At 43.8% G+C, this 18,201-nt stretch carries 16 protein-coding genes; 9 read left to right on the forward strand and 7 right to left on the reverse strand.

The annotated features are described in order from the left end of the window. Positions 1-13: 13 nt before the first annotated feature. The 3 genes from CDG61_RS06185 (at position 14) to CDG61_RS06195 (ending at position 4,482) form a co-directional block, all read left to right on the forward strand. A complete protein-coding gene (locus tag CDG61_RS06185; RefSeq protein ID WP_087550871.1) occupies positions 14-1,249 on the forward strand; it encodes a lipoprotein-releasing ABC transporter permease subunit in 1,236 nt (411 codons plus the stop codon). Continuing rightward, positions 1,242-1,925 carry a lipoprotein-releasing ABC transporter ATP-binding protein LolD gene (lolD, locus tag CDG61_RS06190; protein ID WP_087550789.1) on the forward strand — a complete coding sequence of 228 codons (684 nt, stop codon included), beginning with the start codon at positions 1,242-1,244 and terminating at the stop codon, positions 1,923-1,925. The genes CDG61_RS06185 and lolD overlap by 8 nt, the downstream gene beginning before the upstream one ends. A gap of 94 nt (positions 1,926-2,019) precedes the next feature. Further along, complete coding sequence (locus tag CDG61_RS06195) at positions 2,020-4,482, forward strand: DNA internalization-related competence protein ComEC/Rec2 (protein ID WP_087550872.1); 2,463 nt, start codon at positions 2,020-2,022, stop codon at positions 4,480-4,482. On the opposite strand, the gene CDG61_RS06200 is transcribed toward CDG61_RS06195, so the two are convergent. Next, positions 4,451-5,404 (reverse strand): lysophospholipid acyltransferase family protein, encoded by a 954-nt coding sequence (locus tag CDG61_RS06200; protein ID WP_087550790.1) that lies wholly within the window; start codon positions 5,402-5,404, stop codon positions 4,451-4,453. The two genes, CDG61_RS06195 and CDG61_RS06200, sit on opposite strands and share 32 nt — an antisense overlap. A 129-nt stretch (positions 5,405-5,533) precedes the next feature. Here CDG61_RS06200 and sppA point away from each other — a divergent pair, with 129 nt between their 5' ends. Both sppA and CDG61_RS06210 read left to right on the forward strand, forming a co-directional pair. Next, on the forward strand, positions 5,534-6,559 hold the full coding sequence (gene sppA / locus CDG61_RS06205) for a signal peptide peptidase SppA (protein ID WP_087550791.1): 1,026 nt from the start codon (positions 5,534-5,536) through the stop codon (positions 6,557-6,559). Further along, on the forward strand, positions 6,556-7,350 hold the full coding sequence (locus CDG61_RS06210) for an alpha/beta fold hydrolase (RefSeq protein ID WP_087550792.1): 795 nt from the start codon (positions 6,556-6,558) through the stop codon (positions 7,348-7,350). Before sppA ends, CDG61_RS06210 begins: the two co-directional genes overlap by 4 nt. 170 nt (positions 7,351-7,520) lie before the next feature. On the opposite strand, the gene purN is transcribed toward CDG61_RS06210, so the two are convergent. After that, positions 7,521-8,153, reverse strand: a complete 633-nt coding sequence (gene purN, locus CDG61_RS06215; RefSeq protein ID WP_087550793.1) for a phosphoribosylglycinamide formyltransferase — start codon at positions 8,151-8,153, stop codon at positions 7,521-7,523. Between the two features lie 6 nt (positions 8,154-8,159). Continuing rightward, on the reverse strand, positions 8,160-9,230 hold the full coding sequence (purM, locus tag CDG61_RS06220; protein WP_087511214.1) for a phosphoribosylformylglycinamidine cyclo-ligase: 1,071 nt from the start codon (positions 9,228-9,230) through the stop codon (positions 8,160-8,162). 135 nt (positions 9,231-9,365) lie between these two features. On the opposite strand from purM, the gene cxpE reads away from it, so the two are divergent. From cxpE to CDG61_RS06240, 4 genes are all read left to right on the forward strand, one after another. Then, the gene (cxpE, locus tag CDG61_RS06225) at positions 9,366-10,586 is read left to right on the forward strand and encodes a chloramphenicol efflux transporter CxpE (RefSeq protein WP_087550794.1); all 1,221 of its coding nucleotides are present in this window, start codon (positions 9,366-9,368) and stop codon (positions 10,584-10,586) included. A gap of 15 nt (positions 10,587-10,601) precedes the next feature. After that, complete coding sequence (gene hda / locus CDG61_RS06230) at positions 10,602-11,306, forward strand: DnaA regulatory inactivator Hda (protein WP_087550795.1); 705 nt, start codon at positions 10,602-10,604, stop codon at positions 11,304-11,306. A gap of 120 nt (positions 11,307-11,426) precedes the next feature. Further along, positions 11,427-13,280 carry a rhombotarget A gene (gene rbtA, locus CDG61_RS06235; protein ID WP_087550796.1) on the forward strand — a complete coding sequence of 618 codons (1,854 nt, stop codon included), beginning with the start codon at positions 11,427-11,429 and terminating at the stop codon, positions 13,278-13,280. 13 nt (positions 13,281-13,293) lie between these two features. Then, a complete protein-coding gene (locus tag CDG61_RS06240; protein WP_087550797.1) occupies positions 13,294-15,744 on the forward strand; it encodes a CSLREA domain-containing protein in 2,451 nt (816 codons plus the stop codon). 88 nt (positions 15,745-15,832) lie between these two features. On the opposite strand, the gene CDG61_RS06245 is transcribed toward CDG61_RS06240, so the two are convergent. From CDG61_RS06245 to CDG61_RS06260, 4 genes are all read right to left on the reverse strand, one after another. Then, on the reverse strand, positions 15,833-16,237 hold the full coding sequence (locus CDG61_RS06245; protein WP_087511223.1) for a DUF3106 domain-containing protein: 405 nt from the start codon (positions 16,235-16,237) through the stop codon (positions 15,833-15,835). After that, entirely contained in the window at positions 16,227-16,547 is a 321-nt protein-coding gene (locus CDG61_RS06250; RefSeq protein WP_087550798.1) for a hypothetical protein, read from the reverse strand. The genes CDG61_RS06245 and CDG61_RS06250 overlap by 11 nt, the downstream gene beginning before the upstream one ends. After that, positions 16,544-17,158 carry an RNA polymerase sigma factor gene (locus CDG61_RS06255; RefSeq protein WP_087511226.1) on the reverse strand — a complete coding sequence of 205 codons (615 nt, stop codon included), beginning with the start codon at positions 17,156-17,158 and terminating at the stop codon, positions 16,544-16,546. The genes CDG61_RS06250 and CDG61_RS06255 overlap by 4 nt, the downstream gene beginning before the upstream one ends. Positions 17,159-17,316: 158 nt before the next feature. Continuing rightward, positions 17,317-18,093 carry a TrmH family RNA methyltransferase gene (locus CDG61_RS06260; RefSeq protein ID WP_087550873.1) on the reverse strand — a complete coding sequence of 259 codons (777 nt, stop codon included), beginning with the start codon at positions 18,091-18,093 and terminating at the stop codon, positions 17,317-17,319. Positions 18,094-18,201: the final 108 nt, after the last annotated feature.

Raw genomic sequence — 18,201 nt, forward strand, 5'->3', positions numbered from 1 at the left:
CGGACTAGATGGTATGTTTAAACCAATCTCGCTTTACATAGGGTTGAGATATACTCGCGCTCGGCGCAGTAACCACTTTATTTCTTTTATTGCTCTCGTTTCCATGATCGGCCTCACCCTTGGTGTCGCTGTATTGATTACAGTCCTTTCTGTTATGAATGGATTTGACCGGGAGCTGAAAAACCGTGTATTGGGAATGATACCTCAAGCCACTGTTTCTTCAACACAAATTTTAACAGATTGGCCGCAACTTGCAAAAAAAGTTGAACAGCACGAACACGTGACAGGTGCAGCACCTTTTACCCAGCTTCAGGGAATGCTGACGGCACAGGGGCAGGTGGCTGGAATCATGGTCACGGGGATTGAACCAGAATATGAAAAAAAGGTTTCAATTATCCAGAATCATATGGTTGAAGGCAGTATCGACAATCTGAAAAAAGGTGAGTTTGGTATTGTGCTGGGCAAGCAGATGGCAGAATCAATGGGTTTAGGGCTGAATGACAACATTACCCTGGTCCTTCCTGAGGCGACGCCATCTCCAGCAGGTGTTGTACCCCGTTTCAAGCGTTTTAAAATTGTCGGTATTTTCAGTATTGGTGCTGAAGTTGATTCCATGATGGGCTATATTGCGCTGAATGATGCTTCGACATTGCTGCGTCTTCCGGACGGTGCGCAAGGTGTGCGGATGAAACTGGATGATATTTTTGCTGCACCTCAGGTTGCTAACGATATTGTGAAAGACCTGCCTGGAAACTTTTATGCATCTGACTGGACGTTTACTCACGGTAATCTGTTCAGTGCCATTCAGATGGAAAAAGCGATGGTCAGCCTGTTACTGTTCCTGATCGTACTTGTCGCTGCATTTAATATTGTTTCATCATTGGTGATGGTGGTGACAGATAAAAAATCCGATATCGCAATTTTACGGACTTTGGGTGCTTCACCAGCCACGATCACCCGTATTTTTATGGTTCAGGGTACCGTCATTGGCGTGATTGGGACTGTCTCAGGTGCAATTCTTGGAATTATCTTTGCCTCAAGTATCAGCACGATTATTGACGGGTTGAACACGGCACTTGGGCTGAATCTGTTTGATGCTTACTTTATCAACTATTTACCTTCGTATTTAAGATGGCAGGATGTCACACTGATCGTGACAGTTTCTCTGGTATTGAGCTTCCTGGCAACTGTGTATCCGGCATTACGTGCTGCAAAAATTCAGCCGGCGGAGGCACTGCGTTATGAGTAAATATGTACTTGAAGCCAAAAATGTTTCAAAGCATTTTACCGATGGAAAAACAACTGTTGAGGTCATTCGTGGTCTGAATTTAGAGGTGGAAGCAGGGCAGTTTGTATCCATTGTCGGATCAAGTGGTTCGGGAAAAAGTACCCTGTTGCATGTATTGGGGGGACTCGATCGTCCAACTGAAGGTCAGGTTTTTTTAAACGGACAGCGCTTTGATAATCTGAGTGAAGCAGAACGGGGTTATCAGCGTAATCAGCATCTTGGATTTGTGTATCAGTTCCATCATCTGCTGCCTGAGTTTACGGCACTTGAAAATGTCGCCATGCCTCTGATGTTAAGAGAGGGCACGCATTATAAACAGGTCAGGGAGCAGGCAGAGTTTTTACTGGATCGTGTAGGATTGTCTCATCGTCTGACTCATAAGCCTGGTGAGCTGTCAGGTGGTGAACGTCAGCGTGTTGCACTTGCACGTGCGCTTGTTGCGAAACCGGCATTGATGCTGGCAGATGAGCCGACAGGGAATCTGGACCGTAAAACTGCTGTCAAAATTTATGAGCTGCTCGCTGAACTGCGTAAAGAATTCAATATGGCAATGCTGATCGTGACGCATGATGAACAGCTTGCGCAGGCAGCCGATGTTATTAAACACATGCAGGACGGTATCTGGATTGATGACTGAGATGCTGATGCATTGATAGTGGATAAGTAATCCTTGATTGAAGCTCACCTCGGTGGGCTTTATTATTGCGCAAAATAAAAATGATAATAATGATATGGTTCAGCTTATCTGTATCGGATGGATACTGGGAATTGCTTTCATGGGGACATCCATGACAGATTTTGGTCTGTCTGCCTTACCTGTATCTGCGTCTTTGACCATGCTGGTATTGTTCCTGGTGATTGTACATCGCTACAAAGCAAATCTCGGACTGAAATATGTCTGCTCGTGCATGATACTGGTCAGCAGTCTGCTGGCAGGATATCAGTATGCTGAAAACAGACTGGCAGAAAGACTGAAATTTAAAGAAGAAAAGTCTGAACAGACAGATGTGATTGTCTATGTAAACCGCTTGAATGAATTGAAAGAAAAATCAGTCAGTCAGAAAATTACAGTACTTGGGCGACACCCTCAGCCTGTGCAGTGGATTTCTTTCAGAAAGCAGGAAGTCTCAGAAGGACAGGATTCTGTCTCACTGCACCCTGGCAGGTATTATCATCTGACAGGAACTGTCAGACCGGCACACAGTTTTGCCGTGCCTGGCGCATTTGATGTAGAAAAATGGTATCTGCAACAGAACATCATGTCGGGATTCAGTATCCATGCCGTTCAGGAGCTGACAGAGCAGGATGTTTACATGGCAGGTCATGCAGATTTTCTGCATCAGCAACGCTCAGTACCTTCCCGTGTGCTGTTATGGTTTGAACTGAAGCGACTGGAAATACGTGAATTTATTCTGGAGCATTCATTTGGCAACAAGGGATTATTACTTGCACTGCTGACTGGTGATGAAAGCCTGCTGGATGATAGTACCAAAATTCAGTTTCAGCGCTTTGGTATGAGCCATCTGCTTGCGATCTCGGGACCTCATGTGCTGATCCTGGCAAGTATGGTCTGCTGGTGTCTGATCTGGCTGATCAACCGTTATAAAGTGACTGTCTATCTTCGTATTCCTAGACCCTATTTTGTGATTGTTCCTTTTCTCAGTTGTGTAGTGCTGTACTGTGCTTTAGTCGGTTTTGAAATACCGGCACTCAGGACATTATTCAGCAGCTTGATTATTGGGGTGGTACTGTTGCTCAGGCAGAAGCTGAAACCACTGAGTATTCTGTTGTTCAGTGCGTCTGTTCTGTTATTGATGGATCCATTCAGTATTCTGTCAGCAGCATTCTGGTTGTCCTATGGCGCATGTTTTGTACTGTTGAGAATTTATCAGATGGTACAGCGTTCAGAAAAAATACAGCATGAAGCACCGGATAGTGGACTGTCAAAGATCAGGCGGATGTTGGGCATTCTGTTTATATCGCAATGGAAAATATTTTTTGCCTTGCTGCCGTTTATGATTATTTTCTTTAAGCAGATTGCGTGGATTACACCGTTCAGTAATCTGTTTGCTATTCCATGGATTGGGCTGGTGATTGTACCGCTTGATGTCATTGCAGGTCTGAGTTTCTTTATCTGTGAGCCTTTGAGCAGTGCGGTTTTCTGGCTGAATGATCAATGCATTGCATTGTTAATCTGGTGTCTGAACCTGCTGGATATGCTGTTCCGTCCCTCCCTGATCCCCATTGCCATGGATACTTCGGTGTTGTTCTGTCTGATCCTGGGGCTGATTCTACTTTTCCTGCCTTTGGGTGTTTTACCTAAAACCTGGGCAGCTTTGTGCTTTCTGGCTGTGTTTTTGAATGATGATACACGGCATGGTTTTGAACTCAGTATTCTGGATGTAGGGCAGGGGCAGTCGGTATTTATCCGTAATCAGAATCAGAGTCTTATGGTGGATACTGGGGGGAGTATAGACGAAACTCAGTTCAGTATAGGTGAGCAGATTATTCTGCCGTTTCTGTCTGTAAAAGGGATTCGTACTTTGGATTATATGGTGCTGACTCATCTTGATAAGGATCACAGTGGTGCCTATGAACATATTAAAGACAGGCTTCTGGTGACAAAACTGCTCTCCAGTGAGCAACTTTCCGTTCCTGTAAAGACACAGTTTGAATATTGCAGTCAGGGACAGCAGTGGCAAATGGGTGAGGGGGTGACCGTACAGGTTTTATTGCCCTTAGGTGAACAGCTGGCTCAGGCTGCACAGGAACGTAATGAAACTTCATGTGTGTTGTATGTACAGTTCAGACAGGCAACAGGGATACAGAATTTTCTGCTGATGGGCGATGCTGGCTGGCCTACTGAATTTCAGCTTTTACAGCAGTATCCTGAACTGAAAGTGGATGTACTGGTACTTGGGCATCATGGCAGTCGGCACAGTTCTGCCTATGCTTTTTTAAAGCATTACCAGCCTGCTGTGGCAATTGTTTCAGCAGGAAAGGATAACCGCTATGGTCATCCGACCCGGGAAGTGATACAGCGTCTGAAAGCTTTGAATATTCCCTTATACAGTACAGTGGAAAAGGGGACAGTCAGTTTTAGTGCAGTCCCAGGAAAAGCCATGCAGATGAGTTTTTACAGAGATAGCTTGCCCTGGATGATCAGTCAGAATGATCCTGAGCCGCATTCCTGACCTGATTGACCTGTGCAAGTGCAGTATCACGGTCAATATCATAAATTTTTCTTAAGTCAGGATGTGCTCTGAAGCGTTTGTAGCTCCAGTGATAATGTTCAGGAAAACGCTGAATCAGCTTTTCAATTGCCTGATGTATCACCAGTGTTCCGTCATTTGCTGTTCCCTGATAGATGCTTTCATCCATGGGTTCAATAAACATATCAAAGCCATGGTTGTCATTTCTCAGTGCATACAGGAACAGGGCACGGGCTTTGGTTTTCTGAATCAGTTTGGCACTTAAATTACTCGATTCGAGTGGAATACCGAAATACGGCACGGGTTCACCGCCATGATGAGGAGTATGGTCAGGAAGAATGACCGTTGTACCTCCCTGTTTCAGTGCTTTAAAAATCTGGCGGACGCCTGATTCATCGGTAGGAACCAGGGTTGCATTTTCACGGCTGCGGGCATTGCGTACAAACTGATCGGCATCAGCATTTTTGACAGGTTTATACATGATCGTCATATTGGTATGCTGGGCAATGACAGAATTCATAACTTCCCAGGTTCCAAAATGAGGAACAATCAGTACCAGTCCTTTTTTTTCAGCCAGTGCATCGTGCACCAGCTGTTCACCTGTAATGCTGTGAACACGTGAAATATTTTTCTCGTTGGATGATCCCCAGATGCTGAAAAACTCGAAGTACGAGGTCAGTTCATTACGGATGGTCTGCGCTGTGATCCGTTCATGTTCAGACTCTGTCAGATCAGGCAGGGCAATTCTTAAATTCAGACGGATGATCTCAGAAGTTTTTGTAATTCTGAGAACATTGACCAAACCCGCAAGGTTGCGGGCAATAAAACGGCAAATCTGAATAGGCTGGCGACTGATGAAATTCAGTACATGATAGATTAAGCTCTGTTGGTTTTTATCTGTCATTATGCTGTGTCGAAGTAAAAAAATTGCAAAAAAGAGAAAATATTATAGGTGAAAATATTCTGTTTAAACAGTTTGGGCAATTCCTGTGTATATAATGAGAGCAAATTTACTGATTAATGGATTGTTTTTATGTCCGACTGGCCACCAAAACCACAAAATGAAATGCCATCTGCCCAGAACCATGGACAGCAACCTACAGGCAAAGAATGGCAGATTCTTGAAAAAGCTGTACTCGCTTCGGTTGAGGAACAGCGTAGAGCGCGCCGCTGGGGAATCTTTTTTAAACTGCTGACCTTTGCTTATGTGCTTTTTGTACTGGTGATGCTGGGGAAAGGTTGCAGTACAGCAACTACAGATGCGACTTCAACCGCAGGTTCACATATTGCGGTCGTGGATATTATTGGGACAATTGCTGCCGACAAGCAGAGTGTAAACAGTAGAGACACAATTAAATCGCTGAAAAAAGCGTATGAAAACAGCAACAGTAAAGCTGTGGTGCTGAATATTAATTCACCTGGAGGTTCACCGGTTCAGTCTGATGAAATATGGCAGGAAATTCAGTATCTGAAACAGCAGCATAAAGATAAAAAACTGTATGCCATTATTGGTGATACAGGGGCTTCGGGTGCATATTATATCGCTTCTGCAGCGGATGAAATTATTGTTAATCCATCAAGTCTTGTGGGTTCAATCGGTGTCATTATGCCAAATTATGGGGTAAATGGACTGATGCAGAAACTGGGTGTTGAAGACAGAACCATGACTTCTGGTGAAAATAAAGCATTACTGTCCATGACTCAGCCGGTCGATCCAGCTCAGAAAGCACATGTGCAGGGTGTGCTGGATAATGTCCATGAGCATTTTATCAATGCTGTGAAAAAAGGTCGTGGCAGTAAACTGAAATCTACAGATCCAGCTATTTTCTCAGGTCTGTTCTGGACTGGTGAACAGGCTGTAAAACTGGGTATAGCAGACCGTACCGGTAGTTTACAGACGCTGAAACGTGAGCTGAAAACAGACAAAGCCCTCAACTATACTATTGAATATAATCCGCTGGATTCTGTACTTGGACGTATGGGAAGCAGCATAGGTCAGGGTTTTGCAACATCAGTTTCACAGCAGATCAAGTCTGAGCAGGCAACAGAGTTACGATGAAACCATTAATTCATTTTGCCCATGCCAATGGTGTGCCATCAAAAGTTTATCAGAAGCTGTTTGATCTGCTGAGTGATGATTATGATGTGATTGATGTGCCATTACTTGGACCTGATAAAAGCTACCCAGTGAATAATCACTGGGAAAGCCTGACCAGACAGGTCATTGACAGTATTGTTCGGCAGGCTCAGGGACGTAAAGTGATTGGGCTTGGACATTCACTGGGAGCTGTGCTGTCATTTAAAGCGGCACAACAGCGTCCAGAGCTGTTTTCTCAGGTCATCATGCTCGATCCACCTATGATTATGGGTAAGGATTCAGTTGCCTTGCATATCGCAAAACTGCTGAAACTGAAAATGGTCGATACCATGTCTCCTGCAGCACTTTCGCTTCGTCGCCGTGATCACTGGGACAGCCGGGAACAGGCAGCAGAATTACTGCGCCTAAAGGGCTTTTATCAGGATTTTGATGCGGACTGTTTCCAGGCTTATATTGATTTTGCACTGACAGATGATTATGCGCGTGGTGGTGTGGAACTGACCATTCCTAAAATGGATGAAGTCAGTATTTTCAGAACCAATCCATCCCTGTGGTGGTTGCCTCAGTCTGAACTGAAAGTTCCGGTTCATCTGGTTGCAGCTGAAAAAGGTCCTTTTATCGGGCGTCGCTATCCGCAGCAGATGAAGAAAAAGTTTAATGTTCCTTATACTGTCGTTCCAGGCAGCCATATGTTCCCGCTGGAACATCCTGTGGAAACAGTAGCTTTGATCAAAAGTCTGATTCAGTCTTAACTGATCTGAGTTTCATCTGATACTTATAAAAATGCATCTCAGGATGCATTTTTTATGGTTTGTTTTTTTACAGATATTCAGGTTTTCAATCGACAGTAGCTCGGTGGATTGCCTGAAAATAAAAAACGCATCCGAGGATGCGTTTTAAATCTTGCTTTTAAGTGGCTGAATCAGAAGTTACAGAACTGAACAGGGCGGGTTAAAGGCTGTCCTTTATAGAGCACCTGACCGTTGTTCAGATGCTGAATGGTTCCATTACAGATCCATTCAACAGCCTGAGGGTAAATCAGATGTTCAAGTACATGAACACGTTCTGCCAGGGTCTCAGCAGTATCTTTATGACTGACGCTGAGTACACCCTGAGTCAGTGCCTGTCCTGCATCAAGTTCAGCTGTGACGAAATGAACCGTACAGCCATGCAGTGTATCACCTGTTTTCAGCACACGCAGATGAGTGTGCATGCCTTTGTATGCAGGCAGCAGTGAAGGGTGAATGTTGACCATTTTCCCTTCCCATGCCTGAACAAACTCAGGGCTTAAAATCCGCATGAAACCAGCGAGAATCACCAGGTCTACATTCCATTCAAGCAATTGCTGATGCATGACATCATCAAAAGCCTGACGGCTTGGATACTGCTTATGTTCAATAACGGTGGTCTGAATGCCAGCCTGTTCAGCACGCTGAAGTGCATAGGCTTCAGGTCTGTTGGAAATAACTCCGACGATTTCACCAGAAAGATTTGCATCAATCAGTGCCTGCAGGTTACTTCCACTGCCTGAAACTAGTACCGCAATTTTGATCATCAGGTTTTACGCAAAAATCACACGGATTTTTTCGTCAGCACCTTCAACGGATTCAGCATTGTCTGCAATGTGACCCATTGTGAAAGCTTTTTCACCCAGGCTGTTCAGCAGTTCAACTGTTTTATCAGCATCTGCTGCATCAACCACAAGAACCATACCTACGCCACAGTTAAATGTGCGGTACATTTCAAACTGTTCAACACCACCTTCACGTTGAAGCAGTTTGAACAGTTCTGGCCATTCCCATGATGCTTCATTAACAACAGCTTGAGCACCGTTTGGAAGTACGCGAGGCAGGTTGCCCGGTAAGCCACCACCTGTGATGTGAGCCATTGCGTGAACATCAACTTCTTTCAGTAACTGAAGAATAGGTTTGACATAAATACGTGTCGGTTCCATCGCAACATCTGCAAGTGGGCGACCGTCAACGATCTGAGTCAGATCAACGTTTTTCACGTCTAAAATCTTACGAAGAAGAGAGTAACCGTTTGAGTGTGCGCCTGAAGAAGCAACACCAACCAGTACGTCACCAGCTTTCACTTTAGAGCCATCAATAATTTTACTTTGCTCAACAACACCGACACAGAAGCCAGCAAGATCGTAGTCTTCGCCTTCGTACATGCCAGGCATTTCAGCAGTTTCACCACCGACCAGTGCACAGTTGGCAAGTTCACAACCAGCGCCGATGCCAGTAACTACATTGGCAGCAACATCAACATTTAAGTGACCGGTTGCATAGTAGTCCAGAAAGAACAATGGTTCTGCGCCACAGACCAAAAGATCGTTCACACACATTGCAACCAGATCCTGACCAATGGTGTCATGACGGTTCAGATTCAGTGCCAGACGTAATTTAGTACCAACACCATCTGTGCCAGATACGAGAACAGGTTCTTCATAACCTTTAGGAATTTTACAAAGTGCGCCGAAGCCGCCTAATCCACCCATCACTTCAGGACGGGAAGTACGTTTCGCTACAGATTTGATTCGATCGACAAGTGCGTCGCCCGCTTCAATATCGACACCAGCGTCTTTATAGCTTAAACCAGTGTTTGGGGAAGAAGTTGAGTTGCTCATAATGAAGTCTCCGCATTTGCGCGGGGATTATAACCCGAATATACGAAACTCTTATGTTATTTATGCGCTAAAATGCTATCTTTACTAAAATATTTTATGTTCCATAACGATTACACTTAAAAAAGGCGGATTCTTATGGTTGACCGCAGTTTACAGCGCGTTTTCATCCTGGCAGGCATTGCTCTGATTCTGTGGATTTTATATTTACTTAAGCCTGTAGTTATTCCTTTTATAGGGGCTTTCCTGCTTGCCTATCTGTTCAGCCCCCTGGTACAGAAACTGAGTAAGCTCTTACCACGCTGGCTGGCTATTTCTACTGTTTTTGTTGCCATTGGTGTTGTACTGACCTGGGCAGTATGGTTTGTTGTACCGCTGGTATGGAAACAGCTGATGTATGCACGTGACAGTATTCCTGCCGGTATTCACTGGATCAACTATACTTTTTTACCGTGGGCATCGAATACATTTAATCTGCAACCTATGGAAATTGATGTAGATCAGATTTCCAAAGTTGTTATGGATTATGTTCAGACCAACTACAGTGCGGACAGTATTCAGACCATGGCACTGAAAATTGCACAGTCTGGTCTGAATTTCATTCAGATTGGCGGTGTGGTTGTGCTGATTCCTGTGATTGCGTTTTACTTCCTGCTGGACTGGGAGCGTATGCTGGACAGTATGCGTCGCCTGATTCCCCGTCGTTATGAAAAAAATACTTTAAATATTGTAGGTGAATGCCACAGCGTACTGGGGGCTTTTGTAAAAGGTCAGCTTCTGGTGATGTTTCTGCTTGGTGTGGTATATGCAGTGGGTTTACAGCTGATCGGTCTGGAAGTCGGTTTGATTATCGGCATGGTGGCGGGTCTGTGCAGTATCATTCCTTATCTGGGATTTGGTGTCGGTATTATTGCTGCTGTCATTGCTACACTGTTTCAGTTCGGTATTGACTGGATGCAGCTGGTACTGGTCGGCGTGGTATTTATGATTGGTCAGGCAGTTGAAGGCTATATTCTTCAGCCATTTCTGCTGGGGGATAAAATTGGTCTGTCACCTGTCGCAGTCGTATTTGCTGTCCTTGCCGGTGCGCAGCTTGCAGGTTTCCTTGGTATGCTGATTGCACTTCCTGTTGCAGCGGTGATCGTAGTCCTGCTCAGACACGCCCGTGACTGTTATGAACAGAGTCGTCTCTACTCAGTGCCTTTACTTGCTGTGTCTCAGGATGCTGAAACAGGAAGTATCAGTGTGGAAACTGAAAAGGTGAATGTGGATATTGAAATTACACCTGAACCTGTAAAAAGTCTGAAAGATACTGAAAAATCGAGTAAGATTGACCCATTGGATGAAAAAGATAAATAGGGCTACTCAGAATATATGCGTCAACTGCAGCTTGATATTGAACCACAACTTGATGCCCGGATCAGTGATTTCTCAGGTCCAGGATGGGGACATGTCATCGATGCAATCCGCCAGTTACATGCCGGATTAATGAACAGGTTCTACGTTTATGGTGGGGCAGGTACAGGAAAAAGTCATCTGCTTTCAGCAATCTGTGATTCCTATCTGGAAATCGGTAAATCAGCAATTCAGGTTTCATTACTTGAGTTGCTTGATGCTCCGACGGAAGCCATTACTTCACTTGAGCGTTATGACCTTGTTGCACTGGACGATATAGAAGCAATCAGTGGTGTTCCACATTGGCAAAAGGCAGTTTTTCATCTCATTAACTATAACAATGAAGAAGGTGGACAGCTTGTGTTTTCGTCACGGGTTGCACCGATTGAGCTGAAACTGGAACTTCCGGATCTTCAGTCACGTCTGACTCAGGCTGTCAGTGTTAAGGTTCCGAACGGTAGCCTGTATGCAGACAGACATGCGCTGGTGACTTCAGTTCTGACCCGTAGAGGGATTCACATTGATCAGCAGATTACTGATTATCTGCTGTTACATGGTCCACATCAGGCATCTGTTCTGTTGCAGTCTTTAGAACAGCTGATACAGTTATTAAAAGGTGAAAAAACAAAGCTGAGTACAGCCACAATCCGCCAGATTTATGCCTTGATTGATGAATATCATTAAAACATAAAAAATCTTGAGTAATTACTCAAGCTATGACAAAGTACACGGAAAATTGTTCCATGTTGCACGGACTTTGCAACTGAAGAAAAAAAAGAACATTAAAAATTCAAGGAGAAGGAGATGCTCAAACGGAGCATAGCTATCGGTTCGCTTTTTATAGCGGGACATGCTTACAGTGCCAATATCACAGTAACCTCAACTGAAGATGTCGTTAAGGATGATAAAGAGTGCTCTTTACGCGAAGCGATTGAATATATTAATCAGGGAATGAAAGAGGAAGGCTACTATGGCTGTGGCGGAAAAGACGCTGCAAATATCATTGAACTTAAAAGCAAAACAGTTTACAGACTGAACAGCCAGATTCGGATTTCAAAAAGTCTGAGCATACGGACAGTGTATTCCTCCACGACTGAAAATGGTGAAGAAGCGGTTAAAGGCTTGCTGAATGCGACACTTCAGATGGTGGGGACAGACCGTATTTTTCAGATTGAAGACACTAAAAAAGCAGAAGACAAAGAAGGCAACGAAATTGATTACGACAATATTCTGTCGGTCAATTTAACTGAAGTTAATCTGCAGGGCTGTGGTGACAGCAAGTGTAAGCAGGATAAAGGTGGTCTGATTTATAATGATGAAGTGCTTACACTTGAATATGTCAAACTCAGTGGTGGACAGGCGGCTAAAGGTGGTGCGATTTATAATGTAGCTGTACCTTATAAAGAGGGCGGCACTCTCAGTCGGGTTTTTATCAATGATAGCCTTTTTGAAAAAAACACAGCAGACCAGGGGGCAGTTCTTTACTCCATGGTGCCTCAGTTTACTATGCAGCGTGCATTGGTCATTGATAATGAAACGACCAGCTCTGCGAGTGCGGCAATTGAAACTGAAAAATCAGCTGCTGATGATAAAACTGAAGATTTCCCTAAAATGAAATATTACGTGCTAAACACAACGTTTATGCGCAATAAAGGAAATCTGATCCGTCTCCGTGATGAAATGGGACTGAACAATCTGACAGTTGTCGCTAATACCGGGGGGATTTTACTGGATGCTCCATTCGGTAAAGCATACATGGCAAACAGTATTGTTGTGGGCAATCCTTATCCTGTCAAACAGTCTATGGACTGTACAGTTGTCTCCGGCGATAAAAGCATTCTTCAGAACAACCTTGCAGGTGCAAGCTGTGGAACAGGCAGTTCAAAATATCCAAATGAAATCTGGTCAGGGACTAAGCTGATCGCTGGTGATGAACTGGAAGGCAGCTGTAATCCTGTCTATACAGATAAAGAAAGCCTGTTATGTCCTTTAGTGCGTAATGACAAAATGTTTCTTGGCTACTTACGTCCACGGATTCCTTTAATTTATAAAACACTTGCTGAATCCGTCATTATTGATAAAGGAAAAGCTCAGATTGGTACGGATTCGCTTATCACCTGCATGGGAACTGATCAGCGTTCAGTCAACAGACAGGCTGATTATATGTTATGTGACCGTGGTGCCATCGAAGTTGTTGTTCCTGAAAGTCTCGGCACGTTGGGCGATGAGTTTTTACCTGGACAGACCATTAAGCTGAGTATTGCAGAAGCTTTGGGTGATATAGATCTGCTACCAGCGGATCAATGCGATGCACTGGTTGGGAAAAGACCAGATGGCGAAGCATGGCAGGCGGGCTGTATGCAGGTTGAGCAAACTCATACAGCATCTAAAGGCCGAGTCAGTATTGATAATGATGGCAATATCACTTATGTCCCAAATTCTGCATGGAAAGGTGCAGATACCTTCAAAATTAAAGTTATTACCACGGCAACCCGATTTAACCTGACAGATAAATATGTACCCGTAAATGTCAATATTCTGGTTGAGCCGGATAATGTAATGGAAAGCAGCAAAGTAAAAACTTCCGGTGGCTCTTTTGGGTGGCTGGGTGTGATAGGGATGTTTGCTTTGGCAGGATTGCGCCGCTTTAAGAAATAAGCAGGGAAAGATCATGAAAAATTATAAAAAAGGAATATTATGTCTGGCGGTACTGGCAGCAATGCCATTGATTGCAGCCCAGGATAAGACTATTTATGTCAATACTTTTGCTGATGAAAATGGTGAAAACCCAGCAAACTGTTCTTTGCGTGAGGCAATACAGACAGCAAAAGACAATAAATCTTTTGGTGGCTGTACTCCTGGTAATACAGCGAATGGACAAACTGACATTATTCAGCTGGAAGCTGGAACGTATCTGCTGACTGAAGAGCTGAAACCTCAGTCTACAATCAGAATATGGGGTAAAGCGCCCGTTGACTTTACGCGTAAAGATCCTATTACCCACGAATATCCAGCTTTTACGGAAACAAAAACAACCATCAGTGGTGGTGGAAAAAATCGTATATTCAATACAGCGAACTCTGGTGCAAGCGTTGAGCTTACACATATCACCCTTACGGATGGCTACTCAGCTGACTATGGTGGTGCTGTCTTTGCTGCAGGACCATTTTCTGTCATAGATGGTGCAATCCTGAACTCCCGTGCAAAAAATGGCGGTGCAGTTTATGCATTTGCAAGACAGACTGAAAAAGAAATCAGTATTTCAGGTTCACGTCTGGAAGGGAATAAGGCAGATCAGGCGGGTAGCGTACTTGCCATGGAGTGCGGTGCTGATTTAATGAATACTCAGTCAGCAATTACTATTTCAGCCAGCAGTATTATACGCAACGGCTCGGCTGCAGATCCAAGTATTATGGATATCTGTGGACAGGCGACTGTTAGAATCAGCTCCAGTACAATTGCTGAAAATACAGCCAACCCTCAGTCTGGGAGTATCATTAAAGCAATTTCCACAGTTGAGCATACTTTAAGTTCATCATCAAAAATGGAGTTACTGAGTAATACCATTGTCAGCAATAAAGCATTCAGCACATTGTTGTATGATGATAATGGGTCTAAAGCCCTGGGATATAATGTACTGGCATTCAATACAGGGAAATCCTGTCGCTATGCACTGAATGGTGGGGATGTTGCAGAAATTACCACTGCAGGTATAAGCGCGGTTAAGAATGCATTTCAGACTGATGGTGTTGAAGGTGCCTGTGATTTACCTGATGCACAGCTTTACGATACAGATACTGCAACGAAAGAGAAGAAATTCAGGCACATTAAGCTGAATGGAATGTCGTTGAGTGATGTACTGACTCCAATGCTTGTTCCAAATGAATACAATGCATATCTTCCTATGTACTATCCAGTGAATCATTCAACAGAAACGGATCTGGTGGATGTTGGTGGAGATACCTGTGGTATTGATCAGCGTGGCCTTGAGCGTGTGACTAACGGTACTTTAACGCTTAATCCAGATGATAAGAATACCTGTGATATCGGTTCAATCGAAAATATGCGTCTGACAGCTGCAGACTTAAAAAGTCTTAAGAATACTTCTTATGTGACTTTACTGGATTATTATCAGGCTGAAATTGACTATGCGACTCAGATTTTAAAATATCCTGTAGAAAATAAGGATCTGATAGCAGCATATACTGAAATTCTTAAGGAAAATACAGAATTACTTGCTGCTACAAAAGCAAATGCCAAATACAGAGCGATTTATCTGGACCCATTTGCGCAGGCACTGCCAAATGCAGTTCTGAGTACCGACAGTCAGGGAAATGTGATTGCAAAACCTGAAGAACTGAATGCTGATAATTATACAATTACTGCTGAAGCGATTGGTGTTGGCAATATTTCGGGAGAAGGGAAAGAGTTTAAGTTTACAGGAACCAAAGATCCAAACATGAAGTGTGAGTGGGTTCCAGCGGTTAAACGGATTATGATTTATAGACTGGACGATGAACTCACAGGCGGTCTGGGCTCTTCATACTGTAAATACACCATTACCTCAAAAGTGGGTCATCAGACTTCGACGGGTATATTAAAGGCAGACTTTGTCAATATTGCGCCCATAGCGAAAGATGATTCCTATGTCATAAAATATGGTTCTGATCTTGCTGTAAGTGTAAATCCTCTGGAAAATGACAGTGATGATGGTGATGGTCCGGTTTCCGCGCTGTTGAATCCAGATAAGCCACCCTTTTTCAAAGGTGCAGATGGTAAAGATCTTGCGATCCGAATTGTGAATCAGCCATCCAGTATTGTGATTAAGGCTGATCGTAGTGGTCCATGTCCAACGGACTATATACGTGATACCTGTTATGGTGGAAATCTGAATATTCAGGTTAAAAATAATTTCAGTCCATTCAGTTATGCAATTGAATATGATATTTTTGATTCTGAAGGATTACAGTCAACCAAGACGGCGAAGATTTATCTGAACAATACCTCTGTTGACTCAAATGCCAAAGCTGATGGTGGCGGTGGAGGCAGTGTTGGGGTGCTGGGTGTGTTCGGTTTGATCGGAATGGCAGCATTCAGGACATTCCGGCGTAAACAGAAGTAACTGACAATAAAAAGCCTCCAGTCTGGAGGCTTTTTATTTGAGATCATGCTGGTATGCAGTAGCTGATTTGACTGTTACATCATGACTTTCAGTGGCTTGCAGTACCTGGCTGTATATATTTGTTGATATATTCTTCGCGGATTGCTGCACGGTCTTCTGGGGCTGCTTTGAGCATACGGGTACGTAAATCTTTACGTTCCATACTGCTCATTTTCTGCCAGGTTTCACGCATTTTCTGTTTTTCCTGATCAGGCAGTTGAGTAAACCAATCCATACGTTGCTGTAAGGCACTGCTTTGCTCATCGGGTATTTCTTTTAAAGACTGATAGCGTTTAATCAGAGCAGCCTGTTCCGCATCCGAAAGAGAGTCCCATGTTTCAGAGATCTGAGTATCGGCATCTTTGGAAAAAATCCAGAAACGTTCAAAACCAGCAAAACTGGTCTGTAAAAAGCCCAAAGCACAAAAAGCGAGTGCTAATCTTTTAGCTGCCATGTGGATTTTTGTCCTCACCCAAAACCATCAGCATTTCCATGTCTTCCACCATCTGAGGTGAAAGTTTTGGTGTTAATGTGACCTGATTCTGTGGTTTAACCGTCATTTCTGCAGAATTTGGCAGTACAACAAAACCTGCAATCGCAGCAGCCAGTGCAAATCCAGGCATTTTCCATAGACCATAGCGTGAAGTCTGTCGGTCCTGGATTTTGTCCAGAACGTGGTTCATCACGACAGGCTTGCCTTTATGACTGTGTGCCAGTCCGTCAAGTCTGGAAGTAACCTGTTTCAAGAAATCATCCTGTTTCATTCTGATGACCCTCCCAAATATGGGTTTAAATGTGCTAAATAAGTTCGAAGACCCTGAATGGCGCGGTGATAATGTGTTTTTACGCTGCCTTCAGTACAGTTCATAATCTGTGCCGTGGTCTGTGTATCAAAACCTTCCCATGCTCTCAGCATAAATGCCTGCTGCTGTCGGACAGGGAGCTTTGCAATCGCTTCCTGTATTTCTTCTGCGGTTACAGCCTGATCCAGGAAGGAAGATGGATCAGGTGTGGATTCATCAATAACATCATTCAGTTCAATGTCATCGTCATCAAGACTGACTTTTCGGAAAAATGACAGAGGTTGAGCTCTGCGGACTTCCTTTCTGCGCCAGTCCTGCAGTTTGTTGTTCAGTATGGTGTAGAAAAGGGGGTACCATTCTTCAGTGGTTTTATCTGAGTAGGATTTGTGCAGGGAAATAAAGGCTTCCTGCACCAGATCCATGGAAATACCCTGTTGACCCTGGGTTGCACTTTCCATCATCACCAGGGCACGTCCAGTCACATCCTGCATGAAATTTTTCAGGCGTTGTTCAGCCGTACTCTTAAGAGCACTCAAATCTTCTGATTTTGACTGTTTTGGCGCTAAATCCATAGAGATGGAAAATCCTGTCATCGGATACCCACCATTATTTCCATTTTCATACACATATAACGTTGAAAATAATGGTTGGGTTGACAATATTTGTGATTATTTTTCTAGTGTAATCTATTTTTTAGGCAAGGCGAGCCTGTTTAAAATAAAATAACGATTTAAAGACGTTGTCTGACCATTTCAAAGAAACAGATTGAACCTGCAACGGCTACATTGAGTGATTCCTGTCCACCTGGTTGAGGAATACAGACCGCATCGGCGTGTTTCAGTGCAAAGTCGGATACGCCTTGACCTTCATTCCCTAAAATCCATACGCATTGTTTACGTAAATTTTTAGAGTACAGGCTTTCGGCTTCGTGGGAGCTGGTTACATAGACCGGTATTTTGAACTGTTTCAGAAAGTCTTCAAGCTCAATGTTTTCATAGGTATGCAGTGAAAAATGCGCACCCATTGCAGCACGAAGAACACGAGGTGACCATAGTGATGCGGAACCTTTGGTACAGACAACCTGTTCAATTCCAGCCGCAGCGGCAGAGCGTAGCAGTGTTCCAACATTTCCTGGGTCCTGAATACTTTCCAGAATTAGCGTATCTTCAGTGAAGTTCAGGGCAGGTGTATTGGTTGGCAGGTCTACAATAGCAAGGCAGGCGAGTGATGTACCCAGTGTACTTAAGTCTTTGTAAAGTGATTCACTCAGTACAAAAACAGTCCCTGGATAACGAGAGAAAATTTCCTCAAAATCAGGATGTGCAAGAGCATGCTCAGTTGTAAATATAGAATTGATTTTACGGTCTTTTTCAAGCCATGCCATCACCAGGTGAGTACCTTCAAGAACGGTCTGTCCCTGTTTTTTACGGTAAGTGTTCTGCTCAATCAAGCCTCGCAGATGCTTAATTTTAGGGTTATCACGTGATTCTAAAAAAATCGTGGGCATGGGAATGGTATCCATCTTAAGTAAGTCGGGGCTGTGCATGACACAACCCCGAATATGAACATTGCAGAAAATGCCGTGTTCAGTGTATTGGTGACTCAGCGTCAGAGT

It is taken from the genome of Acinetobacter sp. WCHAc010052, from assembly GCF_002165295.2.
GTDB classification, from domain to species: Bacteria; Pseudomonadota; Gammaproteobacteria; order Pseudomonadales; family Moraxellaceae; genus Acinetobacter; species Acinetobacter chinensis.

What these genes read in the sequence shown, in the direction of transcription:
- CDG61_RS06185 (WP_087550871.1), top strand. Translation starts at nt 14, where the DNA reads ATGTTTAAACCAATCTCGCTTTACATAGGGTTGAGATATACTCGCGCT.
- lolD (WP_087550789.1), top strand. Translation starts at nt 1,242, where the DNA reads ATGAGTAAATATGTACTTGAAGCCAAAAATGTTTCAAAGCATTTTACC.
- CDG61_RS06195 (WP_087550872.1), top strand. Translation starts at nt 2,020, where the DNA reads ATGGTTCAGCTTATCTGTATCGGATGGATACTGGGAATTGCTTTCATG.
- CDG61_RS06200 (WP_087550790.1), bottom strand. Translation starts at nt 5,404, where the DNA reads ATGACAGATAAAAACCAACAGAGCTTAATCTATCATGTACTGAATTTC.
- sppA (WP_087550791.1), top strand. Translation starts at nt 5,534, where the DNA reads ATGTCCGACTGGCCACCAAAACCACAAAATGAAATGCCATCTGCCCAG.
- CDG61_RS06210 (WP_087550792.1), top strand. Translation starts at nt 6,556, where the DNA reads ATGAAACCATTAATTCATTTTGCCCATGCCAATGGTGTGCCATCAAAA.
- purN (WP_087550793.1), bottom strand. Translation starts at nt 8,153, where the DNA reads ATGATCAAAATTGCGGTACTAGTTTCAGGCAGTGGAAGTAACCTGCAG.
- purM (WP_087511214.1), bottom strand. Translation starts at nt 9,230, where the DNA reads ATGAGCAACTCAACTTCTTCCCCAAACACTGGTTTAAGCTATAAAGAC.
- cxpE (WP_087550794.1), top strand. Translation starts at nt 9,366, where the DNA reads ATGGTTGACCGCAGTTTACAGCGCGTTTTCATCCTGGCAGGCATTGCT.
- hda (WP_087550795.1), top strand. Translation starts at nt 10,602, where the DNA reads ATGCGTCAACTGCAGCTTGATATTGAACCACAACTTGATGCCCGGATC.
- rbtA (WP_087550796.1), top strand. Translation starts at nt 11,427, where the DNA reads ATGCTCAAACGGAGCATAGCTATCGGTTCGCTTTTTATAGCGGGACAT.
- CDG61_RS06240 (WP_087550797.1), top strand. Translation starts at nt 13,294, where the DNA reads ATGAAAAATTATAAAAAAGGAATATTATGTCTGGCGGTACTGGCAGCA.
- CDG61_RS06245 (WP_087511223.1), bottom strand. Translation starts at nt 16,237, where the DNA reads ATGGCAGCTAAAAGATTAGCACTCGCTTTTTGTGCTTTGGGCTTTTTA.
- CDG61_RS06250 (WP_087550798.1), bottom strand. Translation starts at nt 16,547, where the DNA reads ATGAAACAGGATGATTTCTTGAAACAGGTTACTTCCAGACTTGACGGA.
- CDG61_RS06255 (WP_087511226.1), bottom strand. Translation starts at nt 17,158, where the DNA reads ATGGATTTAGCGCCAAAACAGTCAAAATCAGAAGATTTGAGTGCTCTT.
- CDG61_RS06260 (WP_087550873.1), bottom strand. Translation starts at nt 18,093, where the DNA reads ATGCCCACGATTTTTTTAGAATCACGTGATAACCCTAAAATTAAGCAT.